This window comes from Streptococcus sp. oral taxon 071 str. 73H25AP, from assembly GCF_000146755.1.
Classification (GTDB): Bacteria; Bacillota; Bacilli; order Lactobacillales; family Streptococcaceae; genus Streptococcus; species Streptococcus oralis_T.
In genome coordinates this window covers 1,799,415-1,816,402 of the sequence record NZ_GL397254.1, presented here as the reverse complement: position 1 = coordinate 1,816,402, position 16,988 = coordinate 1,799,415, and the positions used below count along the sequence as shown (strand labels likewise).

Annotated in this window: 22 protein-coding genes and 1 other RNA gene; 2 read left to right on the top strand and 21 right to left on the bottom strand. The window is 40.5% G+C overall.

The genetic code is table 11. The features are described from left to right. Positions 1-6: 6 nt before the first annotated feature. The 11 genes from comA to HMPREF9189_RS10985 form a co-directional block, all read right to left on the bottom strand. The gene (gene comA, locus HMPREF9189_RS11030; protein WP_000668251.1) at positions 7-2,160 is read right to left on the bottom strand and encodes a peptide cleavage/export ABC transporter ComA; all 2,154 of its coding nucleotides are present in this window, start codon (positions 2,158-2,160) and stop codon (positions 7-9) included. Between the two features lie 164 nt (positions 2,161-2,324). Then, positions 2,325-2,519, bottom strand: coding sequence for a hypothetical protein (locus HMPREF9189_RS12610; RefSeq protein ID WP_001080064.1), 195 nt, complete (start codon positions 2,517-2,519; stop codon positions 2,325-2,327). 1 nt (position 2,520) lies between these two features. Beyond that, positions 2,521-2,730, bottom strand: a complete 210-nt coding sequence (locus HMPREF9189_RS12605) for a bacteriocin immunity protein (protein ID WP_083771810.1) — start codon at positions 2,728-2,730, stop codon at positions 2,521-2,523. 24 nt (positions 2,731-2,754) lie between these two features. Continuing rightward, positions 2,755-2,943 carry a hypothetical protein gene (locus HMPREF9189_RS11020; protein ID WP_000714128.1) on the bottom strand — a complete coding sequence of 63 codons (189 nt, stop codon included), beginning with the start codon at positions 2,941-2,943 and terminating at the stop codon, positions 2,755-2,757. A gap of 80 nt (positions 2,944-3,023) precedes the next feature. Then, on the bottom strand, positions 3,024-3,239 hold the full coding sequence (locus tag HMPREF9189_RS11015; RefSeq protein WP_009755479.1) for a hypothetical protein: 216 nt from the start codon (positions 3,237-3,239) through the stop codon (positions 3,024-3,026). 3 nt (positions 3,240-3,242) lie between these two features. Further along, positions 3,243-3,425: a Blp family class II bacteriocin gene (locus tag HMPREF9189_RS11010; RefSeq protein WP_000808857.1), complete on the bottom strand. Its 183-nt coding sequence runs from the start codon at positions 3,423-3,425 to the stop codon at positions 3,243-3,245. A 24-nt stretch (positions 3,426-3,449) separates the two neighbouring features. Next, positions 3,450-3,641: a class IIb bacteriocin, lactobin A/cerein 7B family gene (locus tag HMPREF9189_RS11005; protein ID WP_000180821.1), complete on the bottom strand. Its 192-nt coding sequence runs from the start codon at positions 3,639-3,641 to the stop codon at positions 3,450-3,452. Between the two features lie 444 nt (positions 3,642-4,085). After that, the gene (locus HMPREF9189_RS11000; protein WP_000136450.1) at positions 4,086-4,322 is read right to left on the bottom strand and encodes an acyl carrier protein; all 237 of its coding nucleotides are present in this window, start codon (positions 4,320-4,322) and stop codon (positions 4,086-4,088) included. Between the two features lie 3 nt (positions 4,323-4,325). Further along, positions 4,326-5,318 (bottom strand): phosphate acyltransferase PlsX, encoded by a 993-nt coding sequence (gene plsX / locus HMPREF9189_RS10995; RefSeq protein ID WP_000717421.1) that lies wholly within the window; start codon positions 5,316-5,318, stop codon positions 4,326-4,328. Next, positions 5,315-6,085 carry a DNA repair protein RecO gene (recO, locus tag HMPREF9189_RS10990; RefSeq protein ID WP_000616133.1) on the bottom strand — a complete coding sequence of 257 codons (771 nt, stop codon included), beginning with the start codon at positions 6,083-6,085 and terminating at the stop codon, positions 5,315-5,317. The genes plsX and recO overlap by 4 nt, the downstream gene beginning before the upstream one ends. Then, the gene (locus HMPREF9189_RS10985; RefSeq protein WP_001054633.1) at positions 6,082-7,251 is read right to left on the bottom strand and encodes a pyridoxal phosphate-dependent aminotransferase; all 1,170 of its coding nucleotides are present in this window, start codon (positions 7,249-7,251) and stop codon (positions 6,082-6,084) included. Before HMPREF9189_RS10985 ends, recO begins: the two co-directional genes overlap by 4 nt. Before the next feature lie 148 nt (positions 7,252-7,399). Here HMPREF9189_RS10985 and HMPREF9189_RS10980 point away from each other — a divergent pair, with 148 nt between their 5' ends. After that, positions 7,400-8,410, top strand: a complete 1,011-nt coding sequence (locus HMPREF9189_RS10980; protein WP_000009130.1) for a YeiH family protein — start codon at positions 7,400-7,402, stop codon at positions 8,408-8,410. Between the two features lie 28 nt (positions 8,411-8,438). Here the strand turns inward: HMPREF9189_RS10980 and HMPREF9189_RS10975 are convergent, their stop codons facing one another. The 8 genes from HMPREF9189_RS10975 to tadA all read right to left on the bottom strand — a co-directional run bounded on the left by HMPREF9189_RS10975 (position 8,439) and on the right by tadA (position 13,758). After that, positions 8,439-8,876, bottom strand: coding sequence for a CoA-binding protein (locus tag HMPREF9189_RS10975; protein ID WP_000076476.1), 438 nt, complete (start codon positions 8,874-8,876; stop codon positions 8,439-8,441). 119 nt (positions 8,877-8,995) lie between these two features. Next, positions 8,996-9,964, bottom strand: a complete 969-nt coding sequence (locus HMPREF9189_RS10970) for a ribose-phosphate diphosphokinase (RefSeq protein ID WP_000010182.1) — start codon at positions 9,962-9,964, stop codon at positions 8,996-8,998. A 214-nt stretch (positions 9,965-10,178) separates the two neighbouring features. Further along, positions 10,179-10,673: a carbonic anhydrase gene (locus HMPREF9189_RS10965; RefSeq protein WP_025168540.1), complete on the bottom strand. Its 495-nt coding sequence runs from the start codon at positions 10,671-10,673 to the stop codon at positions 10,179-10,181. A gap of 72 nt (positions 10,674-10,745) precedes the next feature. Further along, positions 10,746-12,110, bottom strand: coding sequence for a DNA repair protein RadA (gene radA, locus HMPREF9189_RS10960; protein ID WP_176601965.1), 1,365 nt, complete (start codon positions 12,108-12,110; stop codon positions 10,746-10,748). A 10-nt stretch (positions 12,111-12,120) separates the two neighbouring features. Then, complete coding sequence (locus tag HMPREF9189_RS10955; RefSeq protein WP_000691248.1) at positions 12,121-12,660, bottom strand: histidine phosphatase family protein; 540 nt, start codon at positions 12,658-12,660, stop codon at positions 12,121-12,123. Position 12,661: 1 nt separating this feature from the next. Beyond that, on the bottom strand, positions 12,662-13,105 hold the full coding sequence (locus HMPREF9189_RS10950; RefSeq protein WP_000701988.1) for a dUTP diphosphatase: 444 nt from the start codon (positions 13,103-13,105) through the stop codon (positions 12,662-12,664). Positions 13,106-13,163: 58 nt separating this feature from the next. Continuing rightward, positions 13,164-13,258: signal recognition particle sRNA small type (ffs, locus tag HMPREF9189_RS12165), an RNA gene on the bottom strand. A gap of 32 nt (positions 13,259-13,290) precedes the next feature. Beyond that, a complete protein-coding gene (gene tadA / locus HMPREF9189_RS10945; protein WP_000386761.1) occupies positions 13,291-13,758 on the bottom strand; it encodes a tRNA adenosine(34) deaminase TadA in 468 nt (155 codons plus the stop codon). A 265-nt stretch (positions 13,759-14,023) separates the two neighbouring features. On the opposite strand from tadA, the gene HMPREF9189_RS10940 reads away from it, so the two are divergent. Further along, positions 14,024-14,569, top strand: coding sequence for a hypothetical protein (locus HMPREF9189_RS10940; protein ID WP_009755477.1), 546 nt, complete (start codon positions 14,024-14,026; stop codon positions 14,567-14,569). Positions 14,570-15,049: 480 nt separating this feature from the next. On the opposite strand, the gene HMPREF9189_RS10935 is transcribed toward HMPREF9189_RS10940, so the two are convergent. After that, positions 15,050-16,336 (bottom strand): adenylosuccinate synthase, encoded by a 1,287-nt coding sequence (locus tag HMPREF9189_RS10935; RefSeq protein ID WP_000205046.1) that lies wholly within the window; start codon positions 16,334-16,336, stop codon positions 15,050-15,052. Between the two features lie 242 nt (positions 16,337-16,578). Next, a complete protein-coding gene (gene comW, locus HMPREF9189_RS12470; protein ID WP_000939506.1) occupies positions 16,579-16,815 on the bottom strand; it encodes a sigma(X)-activator ComW in 237 nt (78 codons plus the stop codon). Positions 16,816-16,988: the final 173 nt, after the last annotated feature.

Genomic DNA, 16,988 nt, shown 5'->3' with positions numbered 1-16,988 from the left:
CTCTTTCTAGCTATTGACCAAATGGGCGTAAAAGCCATCCTGTGCAAGCAAGTCTGCATGGGTGCCTTCTTCGACAATCTTGCCCTGATCCAGGACAACAACCTTTTCTGTCCGCTCAGCAATGGTCAAGCGGTGAGCGATGAAAATCAAGGTCTTGTCTAAAGCCATAAGATTATCCACAATCCGCTTCTCTGTCAAAATATCCAAACTGCTAGTCGCCTCGTCCAAGATCAAGACAGGCGCATCTGTCAAGAGAGCACGCGCCAAAGCGATTCGTTGTCGTTGCCCCCCAGAAATACCTGCCCCATCCGAAGTCAATTCTGTCTGATAATTCAGTGGCATGCGCTCGATATCCTCCCGAATCTCTGCCAATTCAACTGCCCGTAAGATATCCTCCTGAGTCGTCCCCTCCTTGGCTCCAAGGAGCAGATTCTCCAAAATCGTTCCGTTAAAGACATAGGGCTGTTGAGGCAGGTAGTTGATGTACTGGCGCAGGGCTTTTTTATCAATCTGATTGAGATTGACACCACCCAGACTAATCTCTCCCTGACTAGGATCGTAGAAATGAACCATCATCTTTGCCAAGGTGGTCTTACCCGAACCTGAAATCCCCACGAAAGCCATCTTAGACCCTTGGGGAATCGTCAAATTGATATCTGACAAGACGTCACGACCATAGCCATACTTATAGTGAACCTGCTTAAAGGTCATATCTCCCTTCATCATGCTCAAATCCTCAACTGTTTTCTTCTCCTCAAACTCCGAAGCGACCAGATAGACCTCGTTCAGACGATTATTGGCAACCTGCGCTGTCTGAAGTTTGGTTTGCAGGTTGATGATATTTTCCAAAGGATTGGTAAAGTAAACAAGCAAAGTATTATAGGTAATCAGCTGGCCCAAACTCATTTTCCCATCCATGACCAGAACTGCTCCCATCCAGAGAACGGCAACATTGAGCAGGAGCTGAGCAACTTTTTTCAGTGCCTTTTGCTGGCTTTCTGCCCGACTATAGGTAAAGGATTTTTTCAGATAAGCCACAAATTCCTTGTCAATCTTTTGATAGCGTGAACTTTCACTGGTCAAAGACTTAATAGTCTCGATACCGTTGATGTCCTCGATGATAGAAGAAGACAGAACCGCATTAGCTTCCATGGTATCACGATTCATCTTTTCAAAAGGCTTCATAAAGGCAAAGATAATCACTGTATAGATGGGAAGCGCAAGTAGACTAATGAAAAAGAGTATCATATTTTGTGAAAACAAGACAAGCGAGATAATCAAAATCGTCGACACATCCAAAAAGATCGATAGAATGGTCGACGCCAGCGCATCAATGATACTATTAGCATCTGTAAAACGAGAAACGATTTCCCCTGTCCTGCGTGTCGCGAAAAAGGACATTGGCAGGTGAAAAACATGCTTGATATAAGACAAAATCACGTCAATTGACAACCGTTGCCCCAGAACAAGTAAAAGATATTCCTGCGCATAGGACAAGATTTGCTGGAGGATATAGACGATGACCAGCCCAATAGAAATAATCCCCAGCGTCGAACGCATCTGATCTGGCACATAGGTATCAATGATCGACTGCAGATAATAAGAACCCACAATGTTAATCAAGGTTACCAAGAGTGTCGCTAGAACGATATTGGTAATTAAGCCACGCTGTTTGAGTAAGATTGGCAAGAAGGATAGGAGCCCTTGTTTTTTCTCCCTGTGAGGTTTGTAGTCTGGAGACGGTGCCATAAAGAGACTGACCCCTGTCCATTCTTGCGCAAATCGCTCACGGCAAATCTTCGTCAGCTTAACACTAGGATCTGGATCAGCGATGTGGATCGTCTTCTTGTCCTGACCAATCACCACATAGTAGTGAAGCAATTTCCCTTCCTTAAGCACATGAGCCACAAACGGAAAGGTCAAATCGGGCAAATCAAAGAGCGTCATATCCGCCTTGATAGCCCGTGTTTCAAAACCAATCTCCTCTGCTACCTTTACAAGACCCAAAGCCGTCGTCCCATCCATAGTCGTCTTAGCTAACTCTCGTAGATGGGCCAAGGAGTAATAACTACCGTAGTAGCCAAATACCATGGCCAAGGAAGCCACGCCACAATCCATCTGATCCACCTGAGGACGATAGTGTTTTTTCCCAAATTTCATATCCATCTCCTTTTTTCTAACAATCTCTTAAAAACTTTGTAAGATTATTTTAACCAAACAAGAAAGAAATAAGGGAATTATTTCTGAAAAAACAATATCCTCACCTGAACAGCACTTTTGCCAAAGAAAATAGGCAGAACAAGGGTCCTGCCTAGAATATTCAATTACACAGATTTCTTACCTTTCCCACTTCTTTTGTGAATAGCGTATAAAACGATAAACGCAAACACAGGTGGCACCATATAACTACTTTCACTCATTGTTAGCCGAAATCCAAGAGTTGCTAGAATCCCAAAGATGAAAATATTCATTAAAAATAGGAAAGTGAATAGTAGAACATATTTTACAATCCTATTCATTCTATTCTCCTTTTCTTTCTCCTTGATCCCGATACAGTAAAATAAAAACCACTAAGAACAAGGAAATCGTAGGCACATCAAAATATTCAAACCATGTAGGTAGATGTATCTTGTTTATATCAGCCATGATTCTAATAATTAGATAAGCCATCGAGCTAAACAATACAGTGGTCTCTGACCAAGATTTTCGTAGTAATTGAACAACTTTTATCCCATACTCCAATCTGACGGTCCATCAATTTCCAATCGTATTTTCTTTTGTTTTGTACTTGTATCCTACATAAAACAGACCAAGCAGAATTGGATAGGTTTCTGGATAAAACAAAGTATTGAGCGGTTTTTTCAAAATCAAATACGTGGCGATGTAGATAATGAGTGATACGATAAAATATCCCTCAGCAAATCCTAATAAGAATTTTTTCATGGTAGACTCCTATTTACCTGACAAGAAAAGCGGAAAAACTCCGCCATTTACATGCACAAAATCCTTTTCATTCAGATTTATCATTTATAGTTTTGATTATCTTTTGCCAAATCTTTGCAAAAAATACCAAAATAGCCCGAAGCAAGCAAACCGACTAAAGTCCATTGCCAATCAAAGGATACTAATGAACCTGTACGAATCACATGAAGCGCGAGATGCAGGCCTATTGCCAACAAAGGAACTATAGTGGCTAATTTAGGCAAGAGTGTATTGAGATTAAGGTTGTGATTGTTCATAATCTAACGCCCTCTGTACCCATTATAGACTCCCAATCCAAGTGTGCCTCCTGCTAAAGTAGCCGCTGCACCATAAGCTGCTACTGCTTTCCAGCCTACAAGTACTACCGTACCTATCGTTAATGTAATAACACCACCTTGAACCTCTTCAAGTTCTTGAAAAGATAATTCTTGAAATTGTTTCATTACTAAGCCTCCTTTCTAATCATATTAAGGTCGCAATGCTTTTCCAATAGCATATCCTGCTCCATAAAGAGCTCCTCCAATTGTAACCACAGCACCTGCTACTTTTCCTGCTAAAATAATTCCAGCTGCTGTAATAATCAAGCCCCCATCCACATCCATCAACTCTTCTTCTGTAAGAGCTACAAAGTTCTGTTCCATTTTGTCAAAGTTTGTCATCTTTTTTCTCCTTCATTTTTATTTTTTTAGTTTATGGTTTCTAGGCTTTAAACCATTTTAAAAACCAGATTGGAAAAATAACTGAAATCATTTTTTCTCTCCTTTCTTTTCTTCTCTTCTCACTTATCTATTCGAGAAGTGATTTAAAATAAACAGGTAAATTTCATTTATTTCAAATACCATTTGATCAACCATGGCAATAAGATTGGTAAATACATCACATAGTCTCCTTTCTTCTCACTTATCCATTCGAAAAACAATTCGAAAATAAACAACTTATTCATTTTTATTTTAAAAACCACTTAATGAGCCAGGGATAAAAACCGATCACGTACATAAATGTTCCTCCTTTTTTCTTTCTCATCTCTTTATTCGCAATTTCTACTAAAAATTTTTCTTTTTTCTGCAAACAAAAAGGCAACATGATTTGCATGTTGCTTTTTGCTATTCTTTACTTTTGACAACTGCTACCACATCTCCTACACTTTGCAGTTGGTCAATTTCCTCATCACTGATTTCAATTCCGAATTCATCTTCTAGTGTCAAGACGAACTCCATCAAGTCAACTGAGTCCGCATCGAGATCGTCTTTCAAACTCAAAGATTCTGTCACGACAAAGTCCTCTCCCTGTCGCTCTTGAATAATGGTCACAATACGGTCAAAAATTTCTTTTTCTGTCATTTGTTATTCTCCTGAAAATTCACGCGCAGTCTGGGCAACTACGTCTGTTTCTAGCATAGTACGAATCTGGCGAATCGTACTATACACAGCCTTGGCATCACTTGAGCCATGAGTCTTGACAACCGGTGCCTTAACACCAAACAAGACTGCTCCACCAACATCTGAATAGTTGAGTTGCTTTTTCAAACCTCTAAAGCTATCCTTGAGAAGAAGAGCACCTAGTTTCGCTCGAAGACCACCACCTGTGATAGCTGTCTTAAGCAAGCCCATGATACCCATGGCTGTCCCTTCAATAGATTTGAGAACAGCGTTTCCCGTGAAACCATCTGCCACAACAACATCCGCAACGCCATTCATCAAATCACGCGCTTCCACGTTTCCGACAAAATTCAAGCTTTCATCCGCTGCTAGCAGGGCGTAGGTTTCCTTACGAAGAGGATCACCCTTGCTACTTTCTGTTCCATTATTGAGCAAACCAACACGTGGTTTCGAAATCCCACGAACATTTTTCGCGTAAAAGGAACCCAAAACAGCGTATTGGTGCAGATGATGAGCTGTATTTTCTGCATTGGCTCCAAGATCTAGCATGTCAAAGCCCTTGCCATCAATGGTCGGTAAGGTCGACATGAGTCCAGGACGGTCGATATTCTTGATACGACCTACAATGAAGAATCCTGCAGCCAACAAGGCACCTGTATTCCCAGCCGAGAGAATAGCGTCTGCCTCTCCTTCTTTGACTGCCTTGGCTGCTAATACCATGCTGGCATTTTTCTTTTTACGGATTGCTTTTGTCGGCTCATCATCTGAGTCAATTTTCTCATCCGTATGGATAATGCTGACGCGCTCTCTCGCTGTTAGATATTGCTTGATCTTACTTTCATCTCCATAGAGTTGAATCTCAATATCTGAAAAGTCAGCAAGGGCTTGATTGACACCCTCAACGATGGCTTGAGGTGCGTAATCGCCCCCCATAGCATCTACTGCGATTTTTTTCATTTGTCTTCCTCTTTTAGTAATTGTCCCCAGTCTGCTAGGGAATCAATAAATTTCTTTGATTTTAGGTGAATTCCAACGTACTCTTCGTAGATTTGGTCTATAAACTTGCGCAAGTCTTGCTTAATTTCTGGCCTAAGCGAGATGGTTTTAAGTGTATCAAAGTCAATGGCTTGAAATTGATTGAGCAGATAAGGGATATTGGGATTTAGATGACAACGTCTCTCATCCTCGTGATAATGCTCTGGACAGAGGCAGGCTCCATATTTAAAAGAAAAGTCAAAAGCCTGACCGACCCGATGGCAAAAGACACACTCATTAAAATTAAGACTAATCCCAAATCGAGTCAAGATTTGGATTTCAAAAATATTGGTCAAAACCTGATAATCCAAACCCGCTTCCATCAACTCCAAAGTCTTTTGCAAAAAAGCAAACAAGGGAGCATCCTGCTGATTGTCCTGCAAACTAGCATCTGCAAGAGCCGCTACATAGGTCGCATAGGCCATGACAAAGAGATCACTATTAATCTTGGGAAAGGTCATCACCTCATGGTAGTCCTCGATGTAGCTAAGCCCGTCATCATTGATTCGCAAGAGAAATCGTGCCAACACCAAGGGCTGAATAACCGGAGCTAGTTTGGACTGGCCAGCGTGTTTGACGAAAAACATGCGCTTGCCTGCCTGCTCGGTAAAAATTTTGACTAGCTTGTCATCCTCACGAAAGTTACGATTGTAGAGCACCAAGCCTTGACTCGTGATAGACTGAATCATGCTTCTCTCATGTACTCCTCAAGTCGTTTCATGGCTTCTCTGATCGTTTCCATGCTGGCTGCATAAGACAGACGCACATAGCCTTCTCCATACTGACCAAAAGCAGCACCCGGAATAAAGGCAACAGCCTTCTTCTGGGCAAAATCCTTCAGAAAAGCAAAGGAGTCTTGATTGTAACCTGCTGGAATCTTAGCAAAGATATAGAAGGCACCGTCTGGTTTGATAATCTCAAAACCAAGATTAGTCATCTTCTCAATAATATAATCACGACGCTGGATGTATTCCTTCTTCATAGGCTCCGCATCGTTTTTACCCGCCGTCAAAGCTTCTACCGCAGCATGTTGCGCCATAGTATTTGCGGCAGTTACCAAGTACTGGTGACTCTTGATTAACTGAGCTGTAAAGGCTGCAGGAGCAAAGATAAAGCCTAAACGCCAACCTGTCATAGCATGAGACTTAGATAAACCATTGATAATAATAGCCTGATCTCTCAGCATAGTTCCCAAAGATACATGGGCTTCGCCTGTATAGGTTAATTCTGAGTAAACCTCATCACAGACAACGAAAATCTCATACTTGCGTAAAACGTCCGCCAAGGCTTCCAACTGCTCCCGACTATAGGTAATTCCTGTCGGATTGGCTGGATAGTTGAGAATGACCGCCTTGAGCTTGTCGCCTTGCTCCAAAATGGCCTTTCCCAACATCTCAGGAGTCAAGACAAAACCATTTTCAGTCGTATCAATCTCGACAACCTCTGCCCCAACTAGATTGACAATCGGCTCATAACCTGGATAGGCAGGAGCTGGCAAGAGCACCTTATCTCCCTCTTCCAAAATAGCTGTCAAAGTAGCCGATAAAGCCTCTGTCGCCCCAATTGTAACCAAAATTTCATTTTCAGGATTGTAATCTAGCTGGTATTTTTCTTTTACAAAATCACTGGCTGCCTGACGTAACGTTAACAGACCACTCATCCCTGTGTAGTAGGATTGGTTCTGGTCAATGGCCCGCTTAGCCGCCTCCTTGACATGATCTGGCGTTGTAAAATCAGGTTCTCCCAAGGTCAAACGCAGGACCCCAGGAATCTCCGAAATAGCCTGGTCAAACTGGCGAATCAACGAAACTTGAATCTTATCTAATTGTTTATTAAAGCGCTTAGTTAAGTTCATAGATACCTCCTACTCTCAAAACGTATCTCTATTATACTACAAAAGCCCCCTGACCGCAAAAATACATTATATAATAGCTTTCCACTTTCTATTTTACTTTTCCTGTTTACAGGTCTATAATGGTAACAGATTATGATTGGAGGTTTTTATGTCATTTCTATCAAAAAATGGAGCAGGCATCTTGGCCTGCCTTCTCATTTCTATCATTTCTTGGTTTCTAGGAGGACTTTTCCCCGTCGTGGGTGCACCCGTTTTTGCAATCTTTATAGGAATGCTCCTACACCCCTGGCTCTCCCCCTACAAACAACTAGATGCAGGTTTGACCTTTAGTTCCAAAAAATTACTCCAGTATGCTGTTATCTTACTTGGTTTTGGTCTCAATATCTCGCAAGTCTTTGCAGTCGGACAAACTTCACTCCCTGTCATCCTATCAACGATTTCAATTTCCTTGATTGTCGCCTACCTCTTCCAGCGTTTCTTTGCACTAGACACAAAACTGGCTACCTTGATTGGAGTGGGTTCTTCTATCTGTGGTGGTTCTGCCATTGCTGCGACAGCGCCCGTTATCCATGCCAAGGAAAAAGAAGTTGCCCAAGCCATTTCCGTTATCTTTTTCTTCAATATCTTGGCTGCGCTCATCTTTCCAACTCTAGGAACCTGGCTTCACCTATCTAATGACGGCTTTGCTCTCTTTGCAGGAACTGCGGTCAATGATACTTCTTCTGTAACGGCCACAGCTAGTGCTTGGGACAGTCTTTACCAGACCAATACCCTCGAATCGGCAACCATTGTTAAACTCACGCGCACCTTAGCGATCATTCCCATCACTCTCTTCCTCTCCTACTGGCAAAGTCGCCAACAAGAAAATAAACAAGGCCTACAACTGAAAAAAGTTTTCCCACTTTTTATCCTTTATTTTATCCTGGCCTCTCTCTTAACGACTCTTCTCACCTCTCTCGGTGTGTCTAGTAGCTTCTTTACCCCTCTCAAACAACTCTCTAAATTCTTTATCATCATGGCCATGAGTGCCATCGGTCTCAAAACCAATCTGATTGCCATGGTTAGATCCAGTGGCAAATCTATTGTCCTCGGAGCCCTTTGCTGGATTGCTATCATCCTCACCAGTCTTGGCATGCAAGCATTGATTGGTACTTTATAATACAAAAAGGTAGCCCATGGCTACCTTTTTATTTCTCAAGAATTAAGCGAGTATGTTCTCTCTTGATACAGCGATTCATCACGATGTCATCGCATCCTCCAGCACGCAAGATTTCTTCCGCTTCTAGATTTTCAAGTCCTAATTGCGCCCAAAAAATCTTGGCATCAGCCTTGAGAAAATCACGCGCCACATCTGGTAAAAACTCGCTACGTCGGTATACATTGACAATGTCCACAGGAAAAGGAATCTCAGCTAGACTCGCATAAGCCTTTTCTCCCAAGATTTCCCCACCTGCAGCCTTGGGATTAACTGGAATGATTTTATAGCCCCGAGCTTGCATTTCCTTGGTTACTCGATTACTAGTTGTTTCCTCACGGTCAGACAAACCCACTACCGCTAACGTTTTACTGGTCGCCAGATACTGACGGATTACACCATCACTTGGATTGATAAATTCTTGACTCATAGAGATCCTCCTTTTTTCTCAGTATAGCATATTTTGAAAAGGCTTGCAGATTTTGACTATAAAAATCTCCTAGCAAGAAAAGAAACTTGCTAGGAGAACGATCTATTTCAAGTGAAAGATTAAATCTTTTTCTCAATACAAAATAGAGGAGAAAGAGGACGTTTTTCGTGGATACGAACGATGGCATCTCCTAAGAGGTGGGCAATAGAGATCTGTTCAATCTTATCAATCAAACGCTCTTCTGGCAGGTAGATGGTATCCAAAACAACCAATTTTTTAATAGCTGATTTTTGGATATTATCCATAGCAGGACCAGAAAGTACTGGGTGCGTACAGCTTGCATATACTTCAACAGCACCTGCTTCAGCAAGAGCATCCGCCGCATGACAAATAGTTCCAGCTGTATCGATCATATCGTCAATCAAGATACAAGTCTTACCTTCTACTTTACCAATGATGTTCATCACTTCACTGGTATTCATCTTGTCTACACTACGGCGTTTGTCAATAATCGCAATCGGAGTTTTCAAAAACTCCGCCAATTTACGAGCACGAGTCACCCCACCATGGTCTGGACTGACAACCACGTAGTCAGAGCCAACCATGCCACGACGTTCAAAATAGTCCGCAATCAATGGAGCACCCATCAAGTGATCTACAGGAATATCAAAGAATCCCTGAATCTGCGCAGCGTGCAAATCAATCGTTAACAAACGATCCACTCCAGCTACTTCAAGCATATTTGCAACAAGTTTTGAAGTGATCGGCTCACGCGCACGCGCCTTTCTATCCTGACGTGCATATCCGTAGTAAGGCATGACAACGTTGACAGATTCTGCACTGGCACGCTTCAAGGCATCTACCATAATCAAAATTTCGAGTAGATTGTCATTTACAGGTGAACTCGTTGATTGTAGGATAAAGACGTGTTTTCCACGGATTGATTCTTCGATGTTGACCTGAATCTCCCCATCTGAAAATTGGCGAACAGTCGATTTCCCCAACTCTATCCCAATTTCTTGCGCCACACGCTCTGCCAATTCTCTATTAGAAGAAAGGGCAAACAGCTTTAAATCAGAAAAAGACATGATTTCCTCCGGTATTTATGTATCACTTGTTTTTTACACAACATTTTCCATTTACCATTGTAGCGCTTTTTCCTTTATTTTTCAATCAAAAATAAAACAAGGGCAAACATTTATACCCTCGTTTTTTGCTATTTTATATTAGCTATATTAAAACTAAAAATCCTACATTTAAACCATCGATTTTATGCTAGAATGATATCTCTTAGAGACAAAGTTAGTATACTTCTCTCATACTTCCTGTATCCACATCATAAACAGCACCTGATATAACCACATCATCAGGAATCAGTGGAGATTTTCGAAGCAACTGCATATCCTCTCTCACACTCTCTTCAACATCCTGGAATGGTAAAAAATCTTGATCAGATACATCAACTCCGAGCTCGTGTTTCAAATGTTCATGAAAACTTTCATTTTGAAAGGTTTGAGCTCCACAGTCTGTATGGTGAAGCACCACGATTTCTCTTGTCCCCATTTGTTGCTGGGAAATCACCAGTGAACGAATCATGTCCTCAGTCACTCGACCACCCGCATTCCGCAAGATATGGGCATCCCCAAGTGCCAAACCTAGAGCTTGCGCAACGTGTAGACGCGAGTCCATGCAGGTCACGATAGCTACTCTGGTTTTGGGTTTAAGTGGCAAATTTAACTGCCCATGTAGGGCAACATAAGCCTGATTGGCTTTCATAAACTGTTCAAAATACGACACGATTCCCTCCTCAAAAATTTGATAATCAAATATTTCTCCTATCTTATCATTTTTAAGAGGATTTGTCACGGATTATGCAAAGACCTTTTTCAAAACTTCCTGAATGGTCGTCACACCAATGACTTCAATTTCCTTGGGTGGAGTGATTCCTGTCAAGGAATTCTTGGGTACATAAATCTTGGTAAAGCCCAATTTTGCTGCTTCATTGATACGTTGTTCGATACGATTCACGCGCCGAATTTCTCCGGTCAAGCCCAGTTCACCCACAAAACATTCCTGAGGATTGGTAGGCTTGTCCTTGTAGCTTGAAGCAATGGCAACCGCAACAGCCAAGTCAATGGCAGGCTCATCCAATTTCACGCCGCCAGCAGATTTGAGATAGGCATCTTGATTTTGCAAGAGAAGCCCTGCTCGTTTTTCCAAAACAGCCATAATCAGACTTGCACGATTGAAATCAAGTCCTGTCGTTGTGCGCTTAGCATTTCCAAACATGGTCGGTGTCACTAAAGCCTGAACCTCCGCTAAAATCGGACGGGTCCCTTCCATGGTCACAACGATTGACGAGCCAGTAGCTCCATCCAAACGCTCCTCTAGGAAAACTTGACTCGGATTGAGCACCTCAACCAATCCGCCCGACTGCATCTCAAAGATGCCAATCTCATTAGTGGAACCAAAACGGTTTTTGACTGCTCTCAAGATACGAAAGGTATGGTGACGTTCCCCTTCAAAGTAAAGCACCGTATCCACCATATGTTCCAACATACGTGGACCAGCCAAGGTTCCTTCCTTGGTCACATGCCCTACGATAAAAATAGCAATGTTATTAGTCTTCGCCAACTGCATGAGTTCAGCTGTCACCTCACGCACCTGAGAAACAGACCCCTGCACCCCTGAAATTTCAGGAGACATAATGGTCTGGATAGAGTCGATGATGAGAAAATCTGGTTGGATGCGCTCCACCTCAGCTCGAACGCTCTGCATATTGGTTTCTGCATAGAGATAAAACTCGCTATCAATATCTCCCAAGCGCTCTGCTCGTAGCTTAATCTGCTGAGCAGACTCCTCCCCACTGACATAGAGAACCGTACCCACTTGGGACAACTGGGTTGAAACTTGTAGGAGAAGGGTTGATTTCCCGATTCCTGGATCCCCACCGATAAGGACGAGACTCCCTGGTACCACTCCACCTCCAAGCACACGGTTGAATTCCTCCATCTCCGTCTTGGCTCGATTGACGTTGATTGAAGTCACCTCAGCCAGTTTCATAGGCTTGGTTTTCTCACCTGTCAAGGACACACGCGCATTCTTGACCTCTGCAACCTCAACCTCTTCTACAAAAGAAGACCAAGACCCACAGTTAGGACAACGTCCCAGATATTTAGGGGAATTATACCCACAATTTTGACATACAAATGTCGCTTTTTTCTTTGCGATGATAAACCTCTTTCTATATCTCTAACTCACACTCAATCACTTGGCAAAAATCAATCTTCTCATTTGGCACAAACTGGCGCATGAGCATTCCGTGAGTTACAATGATAATAGTTTTATAATTTTTATATTTTTCCAAAGTTCTTAAAAAACGATGACGCATCTCTAGATCAGTTTCATAGCGATAAGGAGAATCTTCAGATAAACCTCCTTGATGTTTTAGATAATATTCATGAGCTACCAATACACTAGTTAAATCAGAGTTAGTGCCATCTAAGTCTGGACGCCACTCATGAAAAAACGGCTCCACAAATAAGTCCAATCCTGTTTCAACTGCTATATAATGGGCTGTTTCTAAAACCCTCGTCACAGACGATGAAATAATAATCTCTGCCTTTCCAAAACATGCAGTTTTAGCAACATCTTTTGCCAGACTGCGACCTTTTCCTGTCAATGGTGCTAAATCACGACCAAAACCACTATAGAGTTGCGGATTTTCAAGTTTATCAAGCATACTATAATCTGGCTCTCCATGACGTACAAAGATAATCTTCATCTTAGTGCCCTGTTGATCCAAATCCACCTGTCCGAACCCCGTCTGCCTCATCTCCGTCTGCAATTAAGAAAGGCGCAAAGACAGCCTGAACCACACGTTCCCCAACTTCGAGAACCACTTCCTGGTCCGTAATATTTTTCATCTGAGCAAAGATATGTCCCTCATTCCCGGGATTGCCATAATAATCCCCATCAATAACTCCAACTGAGTTAATTAAAACCAAGCCCTTTTTACGAGGGTTTGAAGAGCGATCATAAAGGTAGAGGACCTCAGTTGGTTGCATATAAGCCTTAACCCCTGTCGGAACTAAGACAATCTCTCCTGGTGCGATCACCGTACGCACGGCAACCTTTAAGTCATAGCCAGCCGCATGAGCTGTCTCACGCTTGGGCAATAAATTTTCATCTGTAAAACTCGAAACCAATTCAAAACCACGAATTTTCATATTTTTCTCTTTTCTATTATCATTATTCTAGGCTATTTTATCTTATTTATTCGAAAAAAGCACGAAAAAAGAGCACACAATTCACACTCGCTTAGGGCTGCTGGATTCCTCCCCTGACCCGCTTCACGCAGAACTGTTGCTCCACTATTTATTATACCACATTCCCCTCGGTTTTTAAAGAGAAATTATTTTTTCCGTCTATTTCTAAAAAAGTCCTGCATAATCGCTGCACAGTCATCTTCCAAAATTCCCGTTTCTACCTCTACACGATGATTGAGACGCTCATCTGTCAAAATATCGTACAAACTTCCAGCTGCACCAAATTTCTGGTTTTTAGCCCCGTAAACTACGTTTGGAATACGGGCAAGCCCGATTGCCCCACTACACATCACACAGGGCTCAATAGTCACAAAAAGGGTACAATCCAGCAGACGCCAACTTTCTTCACTCACGTTCGCATTCTCTATGGCCATGATTTCTGCATGCATAACCGCCCGTTGCAACTCCTCGCGCGCATTATGCCCCCTACCAATGATTTCTCTATCCTTGACAATCACACAACCAATTGGAATTTCATCGTGTTCCAGAGCAATTTCTGCCTCTCTCAAAGCCTCTCTCATAAAAGCTTCTTTTTCTTCAACTGTATAATCCATAGTTTCTCTCTTTTCCTGCTTATCAATTCTATCATTATAGCATGTTTTCCTAGACAAAAAAAGAGCTCTATGATATTTACACTGACTAACTTTAGATAGTATCAAATCGCTGGATTGTAGAAATAATGTTTTAAAAAGAGTATAATATTAACAAAATTGATAGAAAATCAGAAATCATGAACTTAAAATAATGGAGATAACTGACATAGAAAATTCAAGAGATGAATATACTGAAATTTATACAATAAACAATATGAAAGAGTAAATGATGAAATTAGAGTTATTACTGGATAAACCAAAATTTACCTTAATGTTTCCATATAAAAATCAATTTAATAGAGCAGGGGGACCATTCATGATATCTTTATCTGTTATGATTCTCTGGATTCTAAAGCATCTGATAGCTTATAATACCGATTTTACAGACAAGATTATTATAGCAATCATACTGATTTATGCTCCACTTCTTCTATGGTTTATGGGGTATTATCTCTTCATAAATGGAGTAAAATTAGAAGTTCATAAAAACAATACTGTTCAATATTATACCTATAGTAGCATAGGCCTCAGCGTATTACATTATCAATTTAAACTTCAAGATATCGAACAAATAACCGTTAAAAAGCGTCCCTTTAATTGTGCTAAGTTAACCATGAAAATTAGAAATCCTATTTTTTTAGAAGGATATGAGAAAAATCTAAATAAGCTAATAAGTGTCAGTATCATCACAGATAAACTGAAAGCAGATGTTTTTATGCACGAAATGAACCAAATTCAAAATGACAAATCAGGAAACCAAGTTATCAAATAAGCTAATTTACAAAAAATTTAATTTTATCTAACTTATAAATTCTAAAGAAAATAGTTCACTGAAGAGGCTGGGATCAAAAATCCCAACCTCATTTTTGCTTAGTTGTACATCTATAATTTATTAGTAGATTAAACTGTTTGTTGGCATTTTAAAATTCAAAAGCTCCTTTGAACAAAACTTCCTTTCTCTATCCACAACCTTAACCAATCTACCGAATTGTTGAAACCATAAAGTTCTAGGTCTATCAAATTAAGACTTGGTCTACAGATTTCTGTCCCACTGTTTTTTTCTTTATCTTAAAAAGTCAAGTAGAAGCCTGTATAGGACTTATGAACTAAAAAAGCCACCCAATGGGGTGACTTAATAGGGAGATTATTATGAAAAAGAAAAGTTTAGGATACTTGTTACAACAAGTTAGGAGGTCTTCTTGTAACTGTCTATAGTATACCCGACCTATCTTAAACAAATCTTAAAAATCTCTTAAGACCAAACACTTTCTAAAATATTGGTTTGTTCACGATCAGGACCTACTGAGAACGTCGAAATACGAACCCCAACCAACTCGCTCACACGACGAACATAGTTACGTGCATTCTCAGGAAGATCTTCCAAATTACGGACTCCGGTGATATCTTCTGACCAGCCTGGTAACTCTTCGTAGATAGGTTTGCAACGTTTCAACTGTTCAAGACTAGCTGGATAGTAGTCAATACGTTGACCATCGAGATCATAAGCCACACAAATTTTCACCGTATCCAAACCGCTCAAAACATCGATAGAATTCAATGAAAGATTAGTAATACCAGATACACGACGGCTATGACGCATCACAACTGAGTCAAACCAACCCACACGACGTGGACGGCCAGTTGTTGTACCGTATTCATGACCTACTTCACGGATGCGATCTCCCACTTCATCAAACAATTCAGTTGGGAAAGGTCCATCTCCTACACGACTTGTGTAGGCTTTACAAACACCTACAACCTTGTCAATCTTACTTGGACCAACTCCAGACCCAATTGTCACACCACCAGCGACAGGATTTGACGACGTAACAAATGGATAAGTACCTTGGTCAATGTCCAACATGACACCTTGTGCACCTTCAAAAAGCACACGTTTGCCATTATCAAGCGCATCGTTCAAGATAACAGAAGTATCTGTCACATATTGTTTAATTTGTTGCCCATATTCATAATATTCTTCAAAAATATCATCGAATGAAATAGGTTCACTATCATATAATTTTTCAAATAAACGATTCTTTTCCGCAAGATTGCGTTCTAAACGCTCACGAAAAATCTCTTTATCCAAAAGATCCGCAATACGAATTCCAACACGAGCAGCTTTGTCCATATATGCTGGACCGATTCCCTTTATTGTAGTACCAATCTTATTGTCACCCTTAGCCTCTTCTTGCAAGCGATCCAACTCGATGTGGTAAGGCAAAATAACATGCGCACGATCAGAGATACGTAGATTATCTGTTGTAACACCTTCTTCATGCAGATAAGACAATTCTTTCACAAGAGATTTAGGGTTTACAACCATACCGTTTCCAATAACTGAAATTTTTTCAGGGAAGAAAATTCCAGATGGAATCAAGTGCAACTTAAACTTTTTACCATCAATAACAATGGTGTGACCTGCATTATCACCACCTTGGTAACGAGCAATCACTTCCGCATTGGCTGAAAGAAAATCTGTAATTTTTCCTTTACCTTCATCGCCCCATTGGGTACCTACAACAACAACTGAAGTCATAATAAAATTCGTCTGAGCTACTAGGAGCTCGTCCTTTCTCATATACATGGCAGGAATTTCACCCGCAATTATATCTTACAATTTATTATAAGAAAAAAACACTATTTTATCAAGAAGAAACAGTAGAAAAGATTTGGAATTTCTGTAAATAACAAAATTCAAAACCTTAAAAATTAAACAAAATCCTAAAAAATATAAAATCAATACAGATTATTGTTCGTGATATATGATTTATGAGTTTCTTATTGGATAAGAGTTGTACCACCTTGCAGTAATTTATCTAGATATAGACGATAAGCTGTTTTAAAGTGATATAGTGAAAAGTCCCTATCACTTTTTATTTTAAATCGGATTAAATAATATAGTAAAAACCGAAGATGAAGTGATTCCCACTCAGCACAACTCTGGCCTAAAGAGGCATATTCTTGTTCAACTAGTTTCAAAAAAACAAATGCTCGATCATAAAATTTCTGAAGCATATAAAAATTCCCTTTCTTATTAGTAACACTAGTCTAACAAAAAAAGGAACTAAAAAAGCTTCAAATCCTATAAAAGAAGAATTTAAAGCTAAACGAACTAAAAATAAAATAAAAAGGTAATTATAGACTTAAAAAATAAAATTTGAAATTTCAACAGTCCACTATATTTATAA

Excerpts from the sequence above, each read along its gene's own strand:
- comA (WP_000668251.1), bottom strand. The coding sequence starts at position 2,160 with ATGAAATTTGGGAAAAAACACTATCGTCCTCAGGTGGATCAGATGGAT.
- HMPREF9189_RS12610 (WP_001080064.1), bottom strand. The coding sequence starts at position 2,519 with ATGAATAGGATTGTAAAATATGTTCTACTATTCACTTTCCTATTTTTA.
- HMPREF9189_RS11020 (WP_000714128.1), bottom strand. The coding sequence starts at position 2,943 with ATGAAAAAATTCTTATTAGGATTTGCTGAGGGATATTTTATCGTATCA.
- HMPREF9189_RS11015 (WP_009755479.1), bottom strand. The coding sequence starts at position 3,239 with ATGAACAATCACAACCTTAATCTCAATACACTCTTGCCTAAATTAGCC.
- HMPREF9189_RS11010 (WP_000808857.1), bottom strand. The coding sequence starts at position 3,425 with ATGAAACAATTTCAAGAATTATCTTTTCAAGAACTTGAAGAGGTTCAA.
- HMPREF9189_RS11005 (WP_000180821.1), bottom strand. The coding sequence starts at position 3,641 with ATGACAAACTTTGACAAAATGGAACAGAACTTTGTAGCTCTTACAGAA.
- HMPREF9189_RS11000 (WP_000136450.1), bottom strand. The coding sequence starts at position 4,322 with ATGACAGAAAAAGAAATTTTTGACCGTATTGTGACCATTATTCAAGAG.
- plsX (WP_000717421.1), bottom strand. The coding sequence starts at position 5,318 with ATGAAAAAAATCGCAGTAGATGCTATGGGGGGCGATTACGCACCTCAA.
- recO (WP_000616133.1), bottom strand. The coding sequence starts at position 6,085 with ATGATTCAGTCTATCACGAGTCAAGGCTTGGTGCTCTACAATCGTAAC.
- HMPREF9189_RS10985 (WP_001054633.1), bottom strand. The coding sequence starts at position 7,251 with ATGAACTTAACTAAGCGCTTTAATAAACAATTAGATAAGATTCAAGTT.
- HMPREF9189_RS10980 (WP_000009130.1), top strand. The coding sequence starts at position 7,400 with ATGTCATTTCTATCAAAAAATGGAGCAGGCATCTTGGCCTGCCTTCTC.
- HMPREF9189_RS10975 (WP_000076476.1), bottom strand. The coding sequence starts at position 8,876 with ATGAGTCAAGAATTTATCAATCCAAGTGATGGTGTAATCCGTCAGTAT.
- HMPREF9189_RS10970 (WP_000010182.1), bottom strand. The coding sequence starts at position 9,964 with ATGTCTTTTTCTGATTTAAAGCTGTTTGCCCTTTCTTCTAATAGAGAA.
- HMPREF9189_RS10955 (WP_000691248.1), bottom strand. The coding sequence starts at position 12,660 with ATGAAGATTATCTTTGTACGTCATGGAGAGCCAGATTATAGTATGCTT.
- HMPREF9189_RS10950 (WP_000701988.1), bottom strand. The coding sequence starts at position 13,105 with ATGAAAATTCGTGGTTTTGAATTGGTTTCGAGTTTTACAGATGAAAAT.
- tadA (WP_000386761.1), bottom strand. The coding sequence starts at position 13,758 with ATGGATTATACAGTTGAAGAAAAAGAAGCTTTTATGAGAGAGGCTTTG.
- HMPREF9189_RS10940 (WP_009755477.1), top strand. The coding sequence starts at position 14,024 with ATGATGAAATTAGAGTTATTACTGGATAAACCAAAATTTACCTTAATG.
- HMPREF9189_RS10935 (WP_000205046.1), bottom strand. The coding sequence starts at position 16,336 with ATGACTTCAGTTGTTGTTGTAGGTACCCAATGGGGCGATGAAGGTAAA.
- comW (WP_000939506.1), bottom strand. The coding sequence starts at position 16,815 with ATGCTTCAGAAATTTTATGATCGAGCATTTGTTTTTTTGAAACTAGTT.